Source organism: Pedobacter sp. HDW13, assembly GCF_011303555.1.
GTDB lineage: Bacteria > Bacteroidota > Bacteroidia > Sphingobacteriales > Sphingobacteriaceae > Pedobacter.
In genome coordinates, this window is sequence record NZ_CP049868.1 from 4,039,813 (window position 1) to 4,059,589 (window position 19,777).

Annotated in this window: 18 protein-coding genes; 7 read left to right on the forward strand and 11 right to left on the reverse strand. The window is 39.1% G+C overall.

What is annotated here, in order from left to right; all coding sequences use genetic code 11:
- Positions 1-43 precede the first annotated feature (43 nt).
- Entirely contained in the window at positions 44-3,454 is a 3,411-nt protein-coding gene (locus G7074_RS16995) for a DEAD/DEAH box helicase (RefSeq protein ID WP_166210106.1), read from the forward strand.
- Between the two features lie 61 nt (positions 3,455-3,515).
- Here G7074_RS16995 and G7074_RS17000 read toward each other — a convergent pair whose 3' ends face one another.
- The 4 genes from G7074_RS17000 to G7074_RS17015 all read right to left on the reverse strand — a co-directional run bounded on the left by G7074_RS17000 (position 3,516) and on the right by G7074_RS17015 (position 6,632).
- Positions 3,516-4,334 (reverse strand): NAD(P)-binding domain-containing protein, encoded by an 819-nt coding sequence (locus G7074_RS17000; protein ID WP_166210109.1) that lies wholly within the window; start codon positions 4,332-4,334, stop codon positions 3,516-3,518.
- A 37-nt stretch (positions 4,335-4,371) separates the two neighbouring features.
- The gene (locus G7074_RS17005; RefSeq protein ID WP_124560761.1) at positions 4,372-5,304 is read right to left on the reverse strand and encodes an NAD-dependent epimerase/dehydratase family protein; all 933 of its coding nucleotides are present in this window, start codon (positions 5,302-5,304) and stop codon (positions 4,372-4,374) included.
- Between the two features lie 95 nt (positions 5,305-5,399).
- Positions 5,400-6,002, reverse strand: coding sequence for a Crp/Fnr family transcriptional regulator (locus G7074_RS17010; RefSeq protein WP_124560760.1), 603 nt, complete (start codon positions 6,000-6,002; stop codon positions 5,400-5,402).
- Positions 6,003-6,050: 48 nt separating this feature from the next.
- Entirely contained in the window at positions 6,051-6,632 is a 582-nt protein-coding gene (locus tag G7074_RS17015; RefSeq protein WP_124560759.1) for a thymidine kinase, read from the reverse strand.
- 123 nt (positions 6,633-6,755) lie between these two features.
- On the opposite strand from G7074_RS17015, the gene G7074_RS17020 reads away from it, so the two are divergent.
- Positions 6,756-7,928, forward strand: a complete 1,173-nt coding sequence (locus G7074_RS17020) for a hypothetical protein (protein ID WP_166210112.1) — start codon at positions 6,756-6,758, stop codon at positions 7,926-7,928.
- Positions 7,929-8,054: 126 nt separating this feature from the next.
- Here G7074_RS17020 and rodA read toward each other — a convergent pair whose 3' ends face one another.
- The 7 genes from rodA to G7074_RS17055 form a co-directional block, all read right to left on the reverse strand.
- Positions 8,055-9,320 (reverse strand): rod shape-determining protein RodA, encoded by a 1,266-nt coding sequence (gene rodA / locus G7074_RS17025; RefSeq protein ID WP_166210115.1) that lies wholly within the window; start codon positions 9,318-9,320, stop codon positions 8,055-8,057.
- Entirely contained in the window at positions 9,320-11,311 is a 1,992-nt protein-coding gene (gene mrdA, locus G7074_RS17030; RefSeq protein WP_166210118.1) for a penicillin-binding protein 2, read from the reverse strand. The genes rodA and mrdA overlap by 1 nt, the downstream gene beginning before the upstream one ends.
- Positions 11,311-11,826, reverse strand: a complete 516-nt coding sequence (locus G7074_RS17035; RefSeq protein ID WP_166210121.1) for a rod shape-determining protein MreD — start codon at positions 11,824-11,826, stop codon at positions 11,311-11,313. Before G7074_RS17035 ends, mrdA begins: the two co-directional genes overlap by 1 nt.
- Positions 11,819-12,658 (reverse strand): rod shape-determining protein MreC, encoded by an 840-nt coding sequence (gene mreC / locus G7074_RS17040; RefSeq protein WP_166210124.1) that lies wholly within the window; start codon positions 12,656-12,658, stop codon positions 11,819-11,821. Before mreC ends, G7074_RS17035 begins: the two co-directional genes overlap by 8 nt.
- An 85-nt stretch (positions 12,659-12,743) precedes the next feature.
- Complete coding sequence (locus G7074_RS17045; protein WP_010601761.1) at positions 12,744-13,766, reverse strand: rod shape-determining protein; 1,023 nt, start codon at positions 13,764-13,766, stop codon at positions 12,744-12,746.
- Positions 13,767-13,960: 194 nt separating this feature from the next.
- Positions 13,961-15,487 carry a bifunctional phosphoribosylaminoimidazolecarboxamide formyltransferase/IMP cyclohydrolase gene (gene purH / locus G7074_RS17050; RefSeq protein ID WP_124560753.1) on the reverse strand — a complete coding sequence of 509 codons (1,527 nt, stop codon included), beginning with the start codon at positions 15,485-15,487 and terminating at the stop codon, positions 13,961-13,963.
- A gap of 338 nt (positions 15,488-15,825) precedes the next feature.
- Positions 15,826-16,404 (reverse strand): phosphoribosylglycinamide formyltransferase, encoded by a 579-nt coding sequence (locus tag G7074_RS17055; protein WP_039478268.1) that lies wholly within the window; start codon positions 16,402-16,404, stop codon positions 15,826-15,828.
- Between the two features lie 243 nt (positions 16,405-16,647).
- On the opposite strand from G7074_RS17055, the gene rpsT reads away from it, so the two are divergent.
- The 5 genes from rpsT (at position 16,648) to G7074_RS17075 (ending at position 19,648) form a co-directional block, all read left to right on the forward strand.
- A complete protein-coding gene (gene rpsT, locus G7074_RS17060; RefSeq protein ID WP_029277289.1) occupies positions 16,648-16,902 on the forward strand; it encodes a 30S ribosomal protein S20 in 255 nt (84 codons plus the stop codon).
- A gap of 71 nt (positions 16,903-16,973) precedes the next feature.
- Positions 16,974-17,129, forward strand: a complete 156-nt coding sequence (locus tag G7074_RS27975; protein WP_370526527.1) for a UPF0758 domain-containing protein — start codon at positions 16,974-16,976, stop codon at positions 17,127-17,129.
- A 205-nt stretch (positions 17,130-17,334) separates the two neighbouring features.
- Positions 17,335-17,673, forward strand: a complete 339-nt coding sequence (locus tag G7074_RS27980; protein ID WP_317125532.1) for a JAB domain-containing protein — start codon at positions 17,335-17,337, stop codon at positions 17,671-17,673.
- Positions 17,674-17,784: 111 nt separating this feature from the next.
- Positions 17,785-18,621, forward strand: coding sequence for an endonuclease/exonuclease/phosphatase family protein (locus G7074_RS17070; protein ID WP_124560752.1), 837 nt, complete (start codon positions 17,785-17,787; stop codon positions 18,619-18,621).
- A 139-nt stretch (positions 18,622-18,760) separates the two neighbouring features.
- A complete protein-coding gene (locus G7074_RS17075) occupies positions 18,761-19,648 on the forward strand; it encodes a hypothetical protein (protein ID WP_124560751.1) in 888 nt (295 codons plus the stop codon).
- Positions 19,649-19,777: the final 129 nt, after the last annotated feature.

Here is a 19,777-nt window from a genome sequence, read left to right on the forward strand (position 1 = left end):
ACCGAATAATCATTACTTTTATCGCTTAGCCTTTTAATGTTAAATGAGTGAACCGGTAACAATACAGCTGCGATCAGAAGAAAACCCTTACGATTATATTTTAAGGGATTTTAACCTGAAAGCGCTTAGCGAGATTGTTATCCTCAAACATTTGGGCGGACTGGTACATACCGATGTTAAAGGTTTTTATCGGTTGTATCCTGAGCAGATCGAAATCGATTTTGCGGCGTTTAGTCATGCAGAAGCCGCTGAGCCCTTTCCCATGGTTATGGTTCAGCAGCAAGAAGATTCGGTTAAACTATCGTGCCGCTGCATTACGCCCAAAAACAAACTTTGCACACACCAGGCACAGGTTTTATACAATATTCTTCAGCGCAAAGAGCTGCGTATTTTCTTTGATATTAACCTGAGAAGGGAAAAGCTAGTTAAGATAGCCGCCGATTATGGATTGGAAAAAGAGAAAAATCCCGATCTGTTTTTTAACCTCACTTATCATCAAGACGAGGTAGAAATTAAGCCTAAAATGGAAGCCCTGCAGCCTTTTAACAAAGAAGCGCAGCAAAATCTTGCTGACTTGCTACTGCCCAAGGCTAAACCAGAGGTTAAGGCAGCTAAGGTAGATTTTAGTAAAATGATACTGGTGCTTGGACAGCATCGTTATTACAACCATTTAACCGTCGAACTTTTTGAGGCCGCTATAACCAAAGCGGGAAAAGTTAAAAACCCTTTAAAAGGTATTAACCCGGCCGATTTAATTTTTAGAACAGAAGATGCCGATCTATTGAAATTTTTTAGCGGAATCAACACTTTTCAGCAAAACTACAATACCGATCAAAGCGAGGTAGAAATTGAAGCATTAAAAGCAATCGTTAAAAATCCCGCCCAAATTCCAGTCTACCTGCAAGACGCTAAGCAATCATCGATTATTCAGCCTTCTTCTATTTTGGCAGTTGATGTTCAGCCGTTAAATGTCGATTTAAGGCTTTTGGTAAACCAGCGAGAGGATTATTACGAAATCACTGGTCGTTTAATCATCGAGGGGAAATCGTACGAACTCGATAACCTGCAATTGGTGCACCAGTATTTTGTAAAGCTTAAAAATCAGCTTTATCTCATTAGCCGGCTCGATTTTTTAAGGGTAATCGGATTTTTTAAAAAGCAGAGCAACCGGTTAATCTTACACAAAAGCAAATATCCCGAATTTCAGAAAACCATTCTGATCCAGCTTGAAGGCAGTATTCATGTCGATTATTCATATTTGAAACCCGCAAGCAAAAGCCAGATTGAGGAAAAAGGTTTCGACCTTGAAAACGAACAACTGATTTATCTTTCCGAATCCGAAGATTTTATCCTGCTTACGCCCGTGATGCGTTACGGAAATTTAGAAATTCCTGTTTTATCGAAAAAGCAAATTCAGGCACAGGATAAATTGGGTAATGTTTTTAAGCTTAACCGTGATGAGAAAGCTGAGCTGCAGTTCATTTCAAACATCATCAGGTCGCATCCTTATTTTTACGAACAAATAGAAAACGATTTCCTCCTTGATCAAAATAAATACGATTCCTTTTATCTGCACCGAAAGCGGTTTTTAGAAGAAGCCTGGTTTTTAGATGCCTTTGAAATCTGGAGGAACAAGGATATTCATATTTTGGGCTTTAATCAATTGAAAAATAACAAGCTAAGTGAGTTTAAGCCCGAAATAAACATTGAAGTAATAAGCGGATTAGATTGGTTTGAAACCAAGGTAGAAGTAAAATTTGCTAAACATATTGTTCCTTTAAAGCATTTACACAAATCTATCCGCAATAAAAGCAGGTTTGTTAAGCTTGATGATGGTACCGAAGGTATTTTGCCACAAGAGTGGGTAGAAAAGTTTGCTGCCTATTTTAATGCAGGCGAAATTACGGAAGAAGCGATTCTGACACCGAAAATTAAATTCGCTACGGTTAATGAACTGTATGAGGATGCATTGCTGGATGGCGAAGTTAAAAATGAACTGAAACTTTATAAGCAAAAATTTGAAGGGGCCAATTCGATTGAGGAGGTAGAAGTGCCGGCAACTTTGCAGGCAACCTTGCGCCATTACCAGAAAGATGGCTTAAACTGGCTCAACTTTTTAGATGATTTTAATTTCGGTTCCTGCCTGGCCGATGATATGGGGCTGGGTAAAACCATACAGATTTTAGCCTTCATATTGTCGCAGCGAGAAAAAGTGAAACACAATGTCAATCTGGTCGTGGTTCCGGCATCGCTGATTTTTAACTGGAAAGCCGAAGTAGAAAAGTTTGCGCCATCAATACGTGTTAAAACCATTTATGCTGGCGAACGGAGTAAAACCACTAATGACTTTGATCAGTACGAAATCATTTTAACCTCCTATGGTACCCTGCTTTCGGATGTTCGCTTTTTGAAGGATTACCGCTTCAATTACATCTTTTTAGATGAGTCTCAGTTGATTAAAAATCCCGAATCGCAACGTTACAAGGCTGTTAGGATGTTACAATCGCGCAATAAAGTAGCCGTAACCGGTACGCCGATAGAGAATAATACTTTCGATTTGTATGGGCAGTTATCTTTCGCCTGCCCCGGCCTGTTTGGCAGCAAACAGCAGTTTGCCGATTTATATTCTACCCCCATTGATCAGTTTAAGGATAGCCGCAGGGCCGACGAACTTCAGCGGAAGGTGAGACCATTTATTTTACGCAGAACGAAAGAACAGGTGGCTAAAGAACTTCCAGATAAAACCGAAATTATCTTGTACTGCGAAATGGGGGAGGAGCAACGCGAAGTGTACGAAGCCAATAAAAAGGAAATTCAGGATTTTATTTTAGGTAAACAAGAAGACGATTTGCCTAAAAGCTCCATGCATGTTTTGAAAAGCATTACCACCCTAAGGCAAATTTGCAACTCGGCAGCTTTGCTGGCCGACGGGAAATCTTATTTACAGGCTTCTTCCAAAATTGAGGTATTGATGGAACAGATTGAAAGCAAAGCCGGTAAACATAAAATATTGGTTTTCTCTCAGTTTGTAACCATGCTCGATTTGATTAAGAAACAACTCGAAAATCGTGGGATTGGTTATGCATATTTAACAGGCCAAACGCGCAACAGAGAGGAAGTGGTTACTTCGTTTCAGCAGGATCCGGATATTCCGGTTTTCCTGATCAGCTTAAAGGCAGGAGGGACAGGGCTGAATTTAACCGAAGCTGATTATGTTTACCTGGCCGATCCATGGTGGAACCCGGCAGTAGAAAACCAGGCCATAGACCGCGCTTACCGGATCGGTCAGCATAAAAACGTAATGGCGGTGCGCTTAATCTGCCCCGATACTATTGAAGAAAAAATCATGAAACTGCAGGCTACTAAAAAAGATCTGGTTAAAAACCTGATCCAAACCGAAGGCAGTTTTTTTAAGAATTTAACCAAAAAAGAGCTGCTGGGATTGCTGGAGTAAGAGTTGTCAACTTTAATAGCAATTTTGCCGGAAAGTTGACAACTCTGGTACATGATCTGAATTAGATACCAACCTCGAAACCGTAATCCAAATACTTGGATACATTCAAACTCTTTACAATTTTCCAGGTTTTCTTTTCTGCAATAAACGCAGGAACGGCTAAGCCCGATACTTTGGCCGCTTCAACATAGAAATCCATTTTGGTTGGGTGTGACGGTGAACAGGCGTGGTAAATCCGCCCGAAGGCCTGTTTTTCAATCAGGCGAATGGCAATACCAACAGCATCAGTTTGGTGGATTAAATTTACCGGTGCCAAACCATTAGGAATATCGGTTTTCCCGGCAAAGAATCTCCCCGGGTTACGGTCAGGGCCAATTAAACCGGCAAAACGAATAATGGTAGCTTCAGAGGTTTCTGCTTTTAAAATTTCCTCGGCAGCTACCACAACTTTGCCCGAATCGGTATCCGGACAAGTTGGCGTTTCTTCATTTACAAACTGGTTTTCGTCGGCAAATACACTGGTCGAACTGATCAGTACAATTTGGGTTGCCTTGCCTTTGGCAGCATCTATAATCAACTTAATTTTTGTAGGGTAATCTTGCAGCTCTGCAGAATTTCTTTTTGGCGGGATACAGATAAATAAAGCATCGCATTCAAAAAAAGAAGGATCTGCCTCAATTTTTTCAGTGGTGAAGTTAACCAGGTAAGGCGCAATTTTCGCTTCTGCCAATGCAATAAGCTTAGTTTCGGTGGTGGTAGATCCGTTAACTGAATAGCCCCTTGCAATTAGTGCTTTGGCAAATGCAAAACCAAACCAGCCACAACCTAAAACCGAAACCTTTTTAATTGCTTGTTGATACACTTTAGAATCTGAAATCATAGGGCCTAAAGATAGCGTTCTACAGGTAATTTATTTGTCAATTCTGTTTCTTGTACAGGGTTTTAGATAGTGCTAAAATTCCGTCGTGATAACTTGTTGGTTTAAAGTTGAATGCTTTTTCAAATTTTGAAGAATCGAAATGATAATCGTGATCGTACTGGTAATACATTTCTACCGTGCCTGCTACAACTTTTTTAAATAAGCCAACCAAACGGAGCATCAGTTTATTAATGGTCGAATAACTGGCTTTGGTTTTGTAAACCTGAGCAGCCAGTTCGATAAAACCTTTACCTTTTAAAGGTGCGGCAGTTGGTAAATGCCAAATCTGGTTACCCGATTCTGGTGTTTGTCCCAACAAATACAAAGCTTTACCGGCATCTTCAATGTAGGTAAAACTGTGTAAAGTGTTGGGGTTTCCTATCCACTGAGCGCTGGTTTTTTTGGCAAATTTATCCAGTACCATCATATCGAAAAAACTGTTCATGGAGTCGGTGCCATAAAAATCGGCAGCACGGGCTATGGTTGCGTTAATGCGACCTGCCTTACTTTCATCCATTAATTGCTGTGCTATTTTTGCCCTTACTTCGCCTTTTTGACTACAAGGTTGGTAAGGAGTATTTTCTGTCATTGGACCTTTTACCAATCCGTACATGTAAACATTGTCGAAAAAGATTAACCGCGCTCCGGTATGTCTGCAGGCATTAATCACATTCTGAATAATAATGGGCCACTGTTGCTGCCATATTTGAACATCGTAAGTTAAACCGGCACATAAATAGATTACGGTTGAGCCCTCCGTCGCGGCAAGTACTTCTTTCTCATTTAATAAATCGGCTTTGAGCCAGCTTACATTGGGATTGGTACTGGTTACAGGTTTTCTGCTTACCAATCTAACCGTTTCGTTATTGGCAACCAGTTCTCTCGTTAACGCGTTTGCTGTTGGCCCGCCGGCGCCTAATATGGTGTGCATAGCTTTTCTTTTTTTGATTTACTCAAAGTTAAGTGAGCTTAAAGGCTAAAAACGTTAACAAAAGATAAGGATTGAAGAAAACTGAAAGATCAGTGTTATTGTTGTAGCAGGGTTCTTTTACGGATGCGGGAAAGTGAAACAGGCGTAATGCCCAAAAAATTGGCGATAAAATGCTGCGGAACCCGCTGAAAAATATCCCGGCCGGTTTTCTCAAGCGCAGTATAGCGTTCTTCGGGGCTTTGTGTTATAAAAGCCGTTACCCGGTCTTCGTAGCAACAGATGTAATATTCAGCTATTAAACGACCAAAACGCTCCATTTTTAAGGCCAGTAAAGGATGGTTTAACATTTGCTGAAGATTATTGTAAGCAATCAGCACCAATTCGGTTTCTTCAAGTGCCTGAATGTAATTGGTGCTTGGTGTACGTTTAACGAAACTTTTGTAGGCGCTCATCAGCTCGTTTTCAAAGCTAAAGTATCCGGTAATTTCCTGCCCGTCTTTAATGTGGTAATAGCGTACTGCCCCACGGGTAATAAAGGCCATATAATCGCACACTTTTCCTTCAACAGCAAAATGTTCTTTTTTGCTTAAGGTAGCAAAACTAAGGTACTGTGTAAATATTTCCCATTCTGTTTCGTTAAACGTTACAAATGGGGCAATACCTGTTCTAAATGTTTCGAGTTGAAATCGCCTGTCCATATCAGAAATAAAATTCTGATTAAAGATACAGATTTACGAGGAATAGGATTAGCCCTTACCAAGATTGTAACAAGCCCTGCAACGTGGCTCGTAGCTTTCTTTTTCGCCTAGCAGCACAGTGGCTTCGTCGGCTGCGGTACGGTAGCTGTATAAGGCGGGATTGCCACAGCAAACACAAACGGCATTCACTTTAGTTACGTGTTCGGCAATAGCCATTAACGCCGGCATGGGGCCGAATGGTTTGCCTGTAAAATCCATATCCAGCCCTGCAACAATAACGCGGATGCCTTTCAGAGCCAATTTATTGCATACATCAGGCAGTTCATCATCAAAAAACTGGGCCTCATCTATACCTACAACCTGTGTATTGGTGCCCAGCAATAAAATGGCCGAAGCACTGTCAACAGGGGTAGAGTTGATCGAATTTAAATCATGTGAAACCACTGCAGTTTCGTGGTAACGGGTGTCGGTACGGGGTTTAAAAATCTCGACATTTAATTTAGCAATCTGGGCTCTTTTCAGTCTGCGGATCAGTTCTTCCGTTTTACCAGAAAACATGGAACCACATACCACTTCTATGCTCCCCGAAAATTCGCCCCTTCTTCTAAAATTTTGTTCGCTAAATAACATGCCCGATTTTTTATGCTCCTATGTCTGTGCTATAATTTTTAAACCGAACAAATATGAGAATTATGTGTTATTTTTGAACACATAGTTACCAACATAAATCGATCAGAAATTCGTTTTAACTTTATGATGAACCAACAAGATATTTTCAAAAAGATAGGCAGCATTTTAGCAGAATTAAATGAGCAATACCAGTTTTTAGCTCAAAACCCTCAGCAGCTGAATGATTTGGAGCTGGAACTTTTTCTGGCCAATGCACATTTCCTTTCCGATCACGTTAATATCGTAAAAAAACTAAATACCATCGTTGAAGAAAAAGCTCCTGAACCAGGTAATCATCCGCTTTTAGAAGAGCAGAATACCATTATTTTGCCCGAAGTAACTAAAAGTTATGTAGAAGACGATGAATGTTTCGATCCGCAGGAGTTGGAAGAAGTAGTAACCGCCGAAGAAGAAGAGGCTCGCGTAGATATTAAACCTGCCCGGGAAATTATAGATGAAGAAGTTATTGAAGAAGAAAAGGCCGCTTCGGTTTTAAAAAATGATTTTTTTAAACCAGATCAGGACGACCATACTTTTGAATTTGTGTTAGGCACGCATGATGAAAATGCCCAGTTTGATTACGAGGTAAAACCAGCCGAAGAAATTTTCGACCGCCCGTTAAGTAAAGAAGAGGCCGAAATTTTGGCCCAAAAGAAAAGAATACACGAAAAGGAAAGATCTTTACCAGCAGAAGAAGCTATTTTGCCTGCGGAGGATGATGAAATTGGTCCCGAACCATTTCTGATTGACCATGAAGAGATAGAGGAGGAAGAAGAAGTGGTAGCTGTACCTAAAGAAGAACCTGTTGTAGCAGTTTCCCAGCCCATTGAAGCACTTAAAGAAGTAGCACTGGATGAAGCCATTATTTCACCTCCGGTTGAGCATGAGAGACCGCTGTTTACACCAGAAGCGGTTCCGGTAAAACCTGCTCCACAGCCAGTAGCAGCTAAGCCTGCGCAGAGTTTAAACGATTTGCTGGCCAAAACAAATGGTAAAGCAGATGAGCCGTTAAAAGCACCTATTGCCGATTTAAAACAAGCCATTAGTTTAAACGAAAAGTTACTTTTTATTAAAGACCTTTTCAACGGTTATAACCTCGCCTATTCTGAAGCGATTGATATTGTAAACAAAATGAACAGCTTTGAAGCAGCAGATGGTTTCTTACAAAACAATTATGCCGCAAAAAACAACTGGGCCAGTAAGCAGGCCACTGTTGATCAGTTTTACGAATTACTGAACAGAAGGTTTAGTAAGTAAGGCGTATAGCGGATAGGCGTTTGGCGATGAGTTTATGATCGTCCGCATTTGTAAATCCACAAATCATGATCGTCCGTGTTTTTAATGCGGATGCATGAGCCTGGCATTTGCAATGCCTTTTAATCTTTAAATAAATCCCATCCTGTTCGAATCGAGCTTTAAGAAGATAAACAGCAGGATGGTAAAACTCCAAAGTGAAGAACCGCCGTAGCTAATTAAAGGTAACGGAATTCCAATAACCGGAATAATTCCAATCGTCATCCCGATATTAATAAATACGTGGAAAAAGAGGATACAGGCTACACTATAGCCATAAACCCTCGAAAAGGTAGACCTTTGCCTTTCTGCCAGGTTAATGAGTCTGAGGAGTAAAAATATATATAGTCCAATCACAACCGAGCAGCCCATAAAGCCCCATTCTTCGCCAATGGTCGAAAAAATAAAATCGGTACTTTGCTCGGGTACGTAGCCATATTTGGTTTGTGTTCCCTGTAAAAAGCCACGTCCGGTTGCCTGTCCTGAACCAATGGCAATCTGCGATTGAATTACATTGTAGCCTGCGCCTTTATTATCTGTTTTAAGACCAAGCATCAGCTCAATACGACTGCGTTGATGCGGTGCCAGTACTTTTTCGTAAGCAACCTTAATCAGGAACAAATAACCAATTGCAAAAATGGTTACTAAAACTGTAGAGAAAATAATCTTTTGTTTCCTTCTGTTATTGTAAATAAAAAGACCCGCAATAGCAGTAATAATGATGATCAGAATATAGGTCGGCACCAGGAAGTCGGCGACAAACAATACAATCATGCCCAAAAATATCAGCAGGAAATAACCCGATAAGCCCTCGCGGTATAATGGAAACATAAAAGCCAGGAAAACCAATGCAGAACCTGTATCAGGCTGGAGCATGATCAATAAAAGTGGTGCGCCCACAATTAAGCCTGCAATGGCAATCGATTTAATATCCCTAAACTTTGGATTAAATGCTCCTACATATCTGGCCAGCAATAATGCTGTTCCGAATTTAGCAAACTCGGCAGGTTGGAGCTTAAAAGAACCAATTGCAATCCATGCCTGATTTCCGGCAACTTTATTCCCGATCACCAGCACAGCCATCAATAAAATTAACGTGCCGCCGTATATAAAAGGAGAGAAGACGTTGAACAACCTCCCGTCGAATAATAAAATAGAAAGTCCTAAAATAAGACCGGTAATGATGTAAATAAGCTGTTTGCCGTAGAGGGTAGTAAAGCTAAACACTTCTGTTTGCTCAGGAGGAACAGAAGCGAAAATGTTTGTAAAACCAATAGCGCATAAAGCGATATAGATTAAAACAGTAATCCAATCTACATTAAAGAAAAAACGGTTTCCCTGTTGTTGTTGCTGCATTATTTTTTACCGTTAAGTATTTTTTGTTCCTCTACTAATTTTACGGACTGCAGTTTTTTAGAGCCTGCTGCTTTTATTTTCAAGCTATCTTTAGTTCTTTTTATCGAATCCAGTTTTTTGATGCTTAAGCTATCGGCTTTAATTAGGTTTGCCTTTTTAGTTTTATTATCAACCAAAGGAGGTAAAAGATTTTGGTTTTTCATCCATTCCACTTGCGCTGCCCTAGCACCAGAAACATTGCCTTTAATATATTTTTCTACCATATAACTGGCAATTGGCGCGGCATAGGTACTTCCGTAGCCGGCATTTTCGACAATTACAGCAATGGCAATCTTTGGATTGTCTCGTGGGGCAAAACCAATGAATACAGAGTGGTTTTTGCCATGTGGATTTTGTACTGTCCCTGTTTTACCGCACATTAAAATGTCAGGAATCCGCGAAAGCGTTGCTGTTCCCCAACTACTGTTTACACAATCCTGCATCCCGTCAATTACGGGTTCGAAATATTTGTTGTCAACCCCGACATAATTTTTATTGACGTATTCCTTTTTAATTTTATCGCCTATGGTGCGAATAATATGCGGTTTAATGTAATAACCCCGGTTAGCAATAATGGCCATTGCATTGGCAATTTGTAGGGGTGTTGCAGTTATCTCTCCCTGTCCGATGGCTTGGGAGATAACAGTGGTGTAACCCCAGCGTTTGCCATAAATTTTATCGTAATGATCGGCATTATAGAAATAGCCTTGCTTTTCGAAAGGTAAATCAATATCCAGTGTCTGACCAAAACCAAATTTGGCAATCTTATCGCGCCATTCTTGATAAGTCTGGCGCTGATTTTTCATACCGTTTTTAGTAATCAGCTTTTGAAATACATGGCAAAAGTAAGTATTGCAGGAACGGGCGATACCACGTCGCATGCTAATATTCCCATCTACATGTTCGCATTTTACCTTATGGTTTCCGGCCATGTAATAGCCCGGACAGTTAAACGTTGTGTTTTCGTCTATGACCCCCTCCTGTAGACCCAGCAGCGCGTCGATAGGTTTAAACGAAGAACCTGGAGGATATTTACCCTGTATAGGACGCACAATTGACGGTTTATAAGGATTACCGATAATACTCATGTAGTTATTTCCCTGACTCCGGCCAACTAACAAATTGGGATCATAACCCGGGCTACTCACAAAAGCAAGTACTTCGCCTGTTGAGGGTTCAATAGCCACGATGGCACCAACTTTATTGGTCATCAGTTGCTCACCCAGTTTCTGTACAGTGATATCGATACCCGAAATTAAACGTTCGCCAGAAACGGCGTTAATGTCATATTTGCCATCGGCATAACTGCCTTGGGGTGTATTATGCACGTCGTAAATGGTATTTACAACTCCTTTTTCTCCCCTTAAAACTTCTTCATAAGATCTTTCCAAACCGCTTTTCCCTTTGTAATCGCTAGGCTTATAAAAACCTTCGGATTTTGCAATGTCGGCACTATCTACCTCTTTTACATAACCAAAAAGTTGTCCGGCGATGCTATCGGGGTAATGTCTGATGGTTCTGTCCTGGGTTGAAAAACCGGGGAAGCGATACATAATTTCCTGTAAGCGGGCATAACTCTGGACCGAAATCTGTTTAACAAAAGGTGTGGCCTGATAGTTGGATTTAGCCTTCGCCTTACGCATAAATTTGCGCGCGTCTGCTACCGAAATTTCGAGTGCAGCAGCTAAGGTAACTGTATCAAATTCCTTTACTTCATTAGGGATAACCATTAAATCGTAAACAGGTTCGTTTTGTACAATAACCTTCATGTTACGGTCGAGAATAGCACCACGTGCAGGGAACTTGAATTTCTTTTTTAATACATTACTCTCGGCAGAAATAAAGGCTTTGTCGCTAATAATCTGGATATAGAAAAGTTTGCCCAGTAAAATGAGCGCAATAACAATAAATAATCCCTGAATGATGTATTTTCGGTTAAATAATTGATCCATTAGCGTGGCGTTCTTCTATAGAATATAAACTCTACCAATAAAATAATAAGCAGTGTAAAGATACAACTTAAGCCGCATCTCATTAAGGTATAACCAATTTCGGTTAACCTGAATGTTTCTAATAAGAACAACACCAGATGGTGTGTAATAACGCAGAGAAAAGCATAAAGTGAAAACCATTGGAAACCCATGTAACTTAACGATGGTTCGGGGTCATCAATTGCGTCGCGGTTTAAACTTATGGAAATAAAAGAAATCCTAACAAATGCCAACACTACGCAAGCTGTTGCATGTACGCCCATGGTATCGTAAAATGCATCGAGTGTTAAACCCGTTGCAAAGGCTAATACGTACAATAAAATGTTAGGGATACCAAAAGGAAGGAGCAGCAAAAATAACACGTAGATAAAGGGGGTAGACAGATCGTAAAAGCCCATATTCTTGAGCAGAAAGATCTGCACAAAAAGCAGTAAAAACCACCTGATCACATTTACAATTATGATTCTACTATTCATTGGGCTTAACTAGGCTTTCTAAAGCTTTTTGCTCTTCAGCAAGTTTATCTTTAATCACATATACATATTGCAATGTGCTAAAATCTGTAAATAAATTCAATTCTCCCGATAAGAAATTATCGTTTGTGGCTACATTAGGTTTGCTAATACGTCCAACTAAAATCCCTGCCGGGAATGAGCCGTAACCTGAAGTTACAACCGTATCGCCCACATACATTTTAATGTGGTTGGGTACTTCTTTTACAAATGCTTTTCTGATATCGAAATTTCCATCGCCCCAAACCAAAGATCCCAGTGCATGATTCTTTTTCAAGGTAACGCTAATTCTGGTGTCTTTATGCAATAGCGATTGTATGGTAGCCAGGTGTGCCGAAACATCGCGAATAAAACCAACAACACCTCTTTGTGGCGCAATTACAGCCATTCCACTTTTAATTCCGTCAACTGTACCTTTATTAATGGTCATTACGTTATTACGAAGCGTGATAGAATTTTTCACCACTTTAGCCGCCAGGTAAGTGTATTGCTGATTGGTAACGGTATCGATAACCTTAACATCTTTAGCGCTATCAACTGTCGTTAAAGCTAACAATCGGGTTTTAAGTTTGGCATTTTCGGCCGCAAGGCTGTCGTTTACCATTCCGAGGTTTAAATACCTTTTAAAAACATTCAGCCTTTCGTATGCAGTACCCACTACTTCGTTTGATGAGTTTAGGGTAACACTACGTTGATAAGCATTATTTTTCACCGTTAGGTAAATGCCTATCGTAAAAAAGATAATAAACAGGAAAAATGCGTTGTATCTGCTGATGAAAATCCAAAGGTTACGCATTGCTCATTAGGTATGAGATGTAAGATATGAGATATGAGTTTGGATAATTAGTCTCAAATCTCACGTCTCATATCTCAAATCAAGGTTATTGCATTAAGAATTTATATCCGCCAATATTTTTCAAGGCGATGCCAGTTCCACGAACTACAGCACGAAGTGGATCTTCAGCCACGTGAACAGGTAATTTCGTTTTAGCTGCCACACGTTTGTCTAATCCTCTTAATAACGCACCACCTCCTGTTAAATAAATACCGGTTTGGTAAATATCTGCTGAAAGTTCTGGTGGGGTAATCTCTAATGCTTTTAAAATCGCTTCTTCAATTTTAGAGATTGATTTATCCAGACAGTGTGCAATTTCGGTGTAAGAAACCGTAATTTGTTTAGGTACACCTGTCATTAAATCACGGCCTTGAACAGCAAAATCAGCAGGGGCATCCTGTAGCTCAGGTAAAGCAGCCCCTACTTCAATTTTAATCTTTTCAGCAGTACGGTCACCAATCATAATGTTGTGCTGGCGACGGATGTAATTTACAATGTCAGAGTCGAAGTTATCTCCCGCAACGCGGATAGACTGATCGCAAACGATACCAGATAAAGCAATTACCGCAATTTCGGTAGTACCACCACCGATATCGATAATCATATTACCCATTGGTTCTTCCACATCAATACCAATACCTACTGCAGCAGCCATCGGCTCGTGTATTAAATAAACTTCTTTAGCACCTGCAATTTCGGCCGAGTCGCGTACCGCACGTTTTTCTACCTCTGTAATACCCGATGGGATACAGATTACCATACGTAACGATGGGAACATCCAGCCTTTACCGCCGTTAAGCATGCGGATCATGCCTTTAATCATAGCTTCAGCAGCGTTGAAATCGGCAATTACACCATCTTTTAGCGGGCGAACGGTTTTAATATTATCGTGGGTTTTACCCTCCATTTGCATGGCCTGGCGACCAATAGCAATAACTTTGTTTGTAGTGCGGTCAAAAGCAACAATTGATGGTTCATCCACCACCACTTTGTCGTTATGTATAATTAGGGTATTCGCAGTGCCCAAATCAATGGCAACTTCTTGCGTAAACCAGTTAAATAATCCCATGTATGAGGTATGTTTCTTTAATTTTAATAAATGTATACTATTCCTAATGTAAAAATAGCTTTTTTATTGTTTTAACTTCTATTTTCTTTAACCATTAAATTGTTTTTTAGGCAATTAAAATTTAAAGATAAATTCAAAAAGACTAAAGCTTATGCTGGGTGCTTTAAGCTTTGGTCTTTGAGCTTTAATCTTAATTAGTGTTTAAAGTGTCTTACGCCAGTGGTAACCATGGCAATGCCTTTTTCGTTAGCTTTTGCAACAGAATCAGCATCTTTAATAGAACCACCTGGTTGTAAAACAGCAGTAATTCCGGCATCAGCAGCAATTTCAACACAGTCAGGGAAAGGGAAGAAGGCATCAGAAGCCATTGCAGCACCTTTAACGCTGAAACCAAATGAAGCAGCTTTTTCGATAGCCTGTCTTAATGCATCCACGCGTGAAGTCTGGCCAACACCGCTTGCAATTAGCACATCATCTTTAACCAAAACAATGGTATTCGATTTAGTGTGCTTTACAATTTTATTGGCGAAAAATAAATCTTTTAATTCCTGCGCAGTTGGTGCTTTATCGGTAACGGTTGTCATTTGCTCAGGACCCTCGATAATTAAATCTTTATCCTGCTCAATTACACCGTTTAATAAGGTTTTAAATTGTTTTTTGCTCAACTCAACTTCGTTGCGCTGTAAAATTACACGGTTTTTCTTTTTGCTGAACAACTCAACGGCCTCAGGCTGGTAAGCAGGTGCAATTAGTACCTCAAAAAATAGGTTGTTAATTTCTTCAGCTGTAGCTAGATCAACTTCTACATTGGTAATTAAAACACCACCGAAAGCAGAAACAGGATCGCAAGCCAATGCGTCAATCCATGCTTGTTTTACAGTTGGACGTGAAGCAATGCCGCAAGCGTTGGTATGTTTTAAGATCGCAAAAGTAGGATCTTCGAATTCATCAATTAAGGCAACAGCAGCATCCACATCAACCAAATTGTTGTAAGAAAGTTCTTTACCGTTTAGTTTGGTAAACATAGCATCTAAATTGCCATAAAATACAGCACCCTGATGAGGGTTTTCGCCATAACGCAGAGTTTTAGCTTCAGTAACGCTTTGTTTAAAAACGTCAAGCGGCTCTTCCTGGTTAAAGTAATTAAAAATAGCAGTATCGTAGTGAGAAGAAGTATGGAAGGCAGTTTTAGCAAACGATTTACGTTGTGCTAAAGTAGTTTCTCCATTTTGTGCTTCTAATTGTGCCTGTAAAGTAGGGTAGTCATTTTTCGATGCAATGATTACAACATCGTTGAAGTTTTTAGCCGCTGCACGGATTAAAGAAATACCACCGATATCGATTTTCTCGATAATCTCTTCCGGTGTTCCACCTGCTTTTACGGTTTCTTCGAATGGGTATAAATCAACAATTACCAGATCAATTTCCGGGATCTCATATTCAGCAATTTGCTCCTGGTCGCCAGTTAAAGCCCTGCGGTTTAAAATACCGCCGAATACTTTTGGGTGCAAAGTTTTAACACGTCCGCCTAAAATAGAAGGATAACCTGTTAAATCCTCAACCGCCGTAACCGGAAGGTTCAGATCTTTGATAAATTGTTCTGTACCGCCGGTAGAAAATAACTGTACTCCCTGTGCGGCTAACAATTTTACCAATGGTTCTAAACCATCTTTATAATATACTGAAATTAAAGCGTTTTTAATCTTAATTGGCTGACTCATTTTACTGTAAATTTTGAGCCGCAAAGGTAGTAAAACAGGATTGTTTTTTTATTATGTTTTATTGGTAAAAAATCATCCTGTTAATTAAAAAAATAAAAAGAATATTTTGACCTGTGAAACGATGCTAATTAACTAGTTATAAATGGTTAAACTACCTAATGTTTCGGAGATTGATCAAGCCTGTTTTAACGTTTGGATTGAAACTGGTAGATACACGATTGCGATTCTCTTTATACGTTATATGCCTTAATAAGCGATATGCTATATATAAGGCATAACTACAATTAGCCCGGTTATAGTCGGGCTAATTGTAAAATATAACTTGTACTGCTTAATTGTTATTTGCTAATTTTCTTTACAATGCTTTCAACTATGCGCGGATAGTGCTGGTGCTCCAATTGCTGGCCTTTAAATTTAACCATTTCAAGACTATCGTTTTTATCAATTTTGTATCGTGCCTGGTAAATGTATTCACCTTCATCGTAATTTTCGTTAACGTAATGAATGGTAATACCGCCTTCGGGTTCGCCTGCAGCAATTACCGCATTGTGTACATGATCGCCATACATGCCTTTTCCACCAAATTTTGGTAAAATAGCAGGGTGTATGTTAACAATGCGGCCGGGGTAGGCATGGATTAAGCTTTTAGGGATTAGCCAAAGGAAACCTGCCAGAACAATGAAGTCGATTTCCAGATTCTTTAGCAGTTCTATTACCTCGTCGGTTTTATAAAACTCATTTTTGTCAAAAATGTGGGTAGGGATTTCAAAATTATCTGCTCTTTGTAATACGTAGGCTTCGGCATTATTGGTTAGCACCAAAGAAATTTCTATCTCATTACTCCGCTTGAAATGCTCCATCAGTTTTTGGGCATTAGAGCCAGAACCTGATGCAAAGATGGCTATTCGTTTTTTCACTCAAAAAGGGTTTTGCCCAAAAATAGTATTTTTAAGGCTGTTTTCTTAATTCAAATTAATTTTTATTGTTACCAGTTAAAGTATTATTAATGAATAAATTTAGTGTATTTTTGCACTTCGACAAGGGACGTGAATTTTAGTGAATAAAAAAGTTAAAAGTGTTTTGTATTTTTAAAACATTAATTCTATATTTGCAACCCGAATTATAGGAAACGATTAAGAAAAATAAAAGGCTAAATAGAAATGGCAAATCATAAATCTTCATTAAAAAGAATTAGAGCAAACGCAACAAAACGTTTACGTAACAGATATCAGGCAAAAACTACACGTACTTTCATTAAAAGACTACGTGCTGCAGAAGACAAAAAATCTGCATCTGATTTATTGCCTAAAGTAATCTCTATGTTAGATCGTTTAGCTAAAAAGAACATCATCCACAAAAACAAAGCGGCTAATAACAAATCAAAATTAACGAAATTCGTTAACGGTTTAAAATAAGCCAATTTTTTTACGATATTAGTGAAAGGCATCCCAACCAAAAGTTGGGATGCCTTTTTTTGTCGGAAAAAATGGAAAACAACAAACAAAAATTAGGTATAAAATTATGGGCTGAGGCCGACAGGCCACGCAAAAGGCTTTTACAACATGGCAGGCGATATTTAACAGACGCTAAATTAATTGCCATTTTAATCGGCTCTGGTAATAGAAAACGAAACAGCTGTTGATTTGAGCAAACGAATACTGTCTTTTTACGATAACAGTTTAGTTCGGCTAGGTAAGGCATCTATTCAGGAACTTTCGTGATTTAGCGGAATTGGCGAAGCAAAGGCGCTCTCCATTATTGCTGCACTGGAGCTGGGGCTGCGAAGAAAGGAAACCGACGACGAGCAGAGTGTTCAGATCACTACTTCTAATCAGGCTTATAATTATTTGCATCAAACTTTTGCAGGCCTTCACTACGAAGAATTCTGGATTTTGCTGTTAAACAGATCAAATCACATCATTGGTAAGTTTCAAATTAGCAAAGGCGGCCAGGCCGGAACAGTAGCCGATCCGAAAATCATCTTTAAAATTGCGTTGGAAAACAATGCCGCGAATATTGTACTCGGTCATAATCACCCTTGGGGTAATTTAAAACCTAGTGATAGCGACAATAAACTTACCCGCGATTTAGTCGCATCGGGCAATTTGCTAGGCCTTTTTGTGGTCGATCATATCATCTTTGCCCGTAACAAATACTATAGTTATAAGGATGAAGATTTAATTTAAAAATATATTAAACGGTTAAAGTAGAATTAATGTTAAATTGTTATCATCGCAGCTTATTAAATTTATGCGACACCAATTGTGGTGGAACTGATTAAAAACAATCATACACAAATGAGAAAATTATTAATTCTTTCTGTTGCCATGCTTTTAGCTGTGACGGCATTTGCCCAGAAAAAAGGCATACCTATTAACATTATAACCTATAATATTCGTTTAAATGTAGCGTCTGATGGCGTAAATGCCTGGCCTAACCGGAAAGAAAATGTTAAAGCGCTGGTAAAATTTCATGATGCAGATATTCTTTGCGTTCAGGAAGCCTTGCCCGAGCAGTTTGATGCTTTACTAGAAGATTCGAATTTTGATGTTGTTGGGGTTGGTCGCGATGACGGTAAAAGAAAAGGTGAGTTTTCAGCAGTTTATTACGATAAAGACCGCTTTACAAAGAAAGATGGCGGAACTTTCTGGTTGTCTGAAACACCCGATGTACCATCGAAAGGTTGGGATGCTGCGCTTAACCGCGTGTGCAGCTGGGTGAGACTGTACGATAAGCAGAATAAAAAGGAATTTCTGGTTTTTAATACCCACTACGATCACATTGGTGTTCAGGCCAGAATTGAATCGGCTAAATTGCTAAAACAAAAAATACAACAAATTGCCCCAACTTTACCTGTTGTTTTTACCGGCGATTTAAACGTAACACCTGAAACCGAAGCCATTGCCACTATTAAGTCTTTCCTCATTGATGCAAAAGAAGTTTCTGCCGAAAAACCTTATGGGCCATCAGGCACCTTTAATGCCTTTCACTTTGATAGTGAATTAAAAGATCGTATCGATTATATTTTTGTAAACAAGGGATTTAAAGTGCAGAAATTTGCTGTACTATCGGATAGTAAAGATAAAAGGTATTATTCTGATCACTTGCCTGTTTTTGCCAGACTTTGGTTTTAACAGTGCGCACTCACGAAGTTTTGCAAGTATCTGTGATTGGACGACTTCGTTAATTTGTAAACGCTTAATGAAGGTAAACCTAATTATTTAGCGGCAATTATTAATAGTAGTATCTTGCTGGTTCAGCTTAAACGCAATCATGAAATTAGATAAATATCTGGTGATATCATTTTTACTTACTTTTATATTCGCTTGTAACTCCAATAAAATTGCAAAAAAGGAAGGACAGCAAAAAAGTGTAAAAAATGCAGAATCAAAAGTTCAAAAAGATTCAACTACAACTAATGCTGTACATTTTCCAATTCTTGATAGTTTAAAAACGCTGTTATCTATCGCAGATACTACCAAATCCGAAAGTATTGCGGATGATACTTCGGGCCACGATATTAATGATTTGATAATCCATGAGTTGACCAGGGTGCTAATCAATCCAAAAGTTACCAATGAGATGCTGGATAGCTTGCACACCTCGCTAGGAGTAATACGCTCAGATGATAAAAGATTTTGGATATTTAACTGGTACGAGAATACAGGTGGCACTTTTAAAAGCAATATCAGTGTGTTGTATTATCGAACAGCTTCAGGAAAGCAGATTATTAAAACTAGCCAGGATGTGAACAATAATTTTCCTTCCAGTGGGGCATGGTTTAATATGATCTATAAGTTGCCTGTGAAAAATAAAGAGCTGTATTTGTGTTTAGGCGACGGTGTAGGGTGTACAACGTGTATTTATAGTACTGCTGTAGTAGTAGAGGTGAAAAAGGATTCTATTAATTTTAACTATCCGGCGTTTGAAGATAACGAAGGATACGATCATGGAGATCATAGTTCTTCTGCTCTCGTATTGACTGCAAGAATGGGGGATATTGAGAAATTTGAGTATAATCCAAAAAATAGAACGCTATATTTTACATACTTAACAGATGATAATACGCCAATTGTTAGGGCGAGGAAAGAAAAACAAAAGACAATAATTCGAAAACTGTTTTTTAATGGTAAAAAATTTATTGGCAATCCCTATGAGTAATTACATATTTATGTGCTGTGAAATACGGTATTGGTTAAAATATATGCAATATCATCAATTTACCGCTATATTTCCGCATAATCACCTTTCGGCTTTAACCTTTAAATAATATCTTTGCGTTTTATGAAA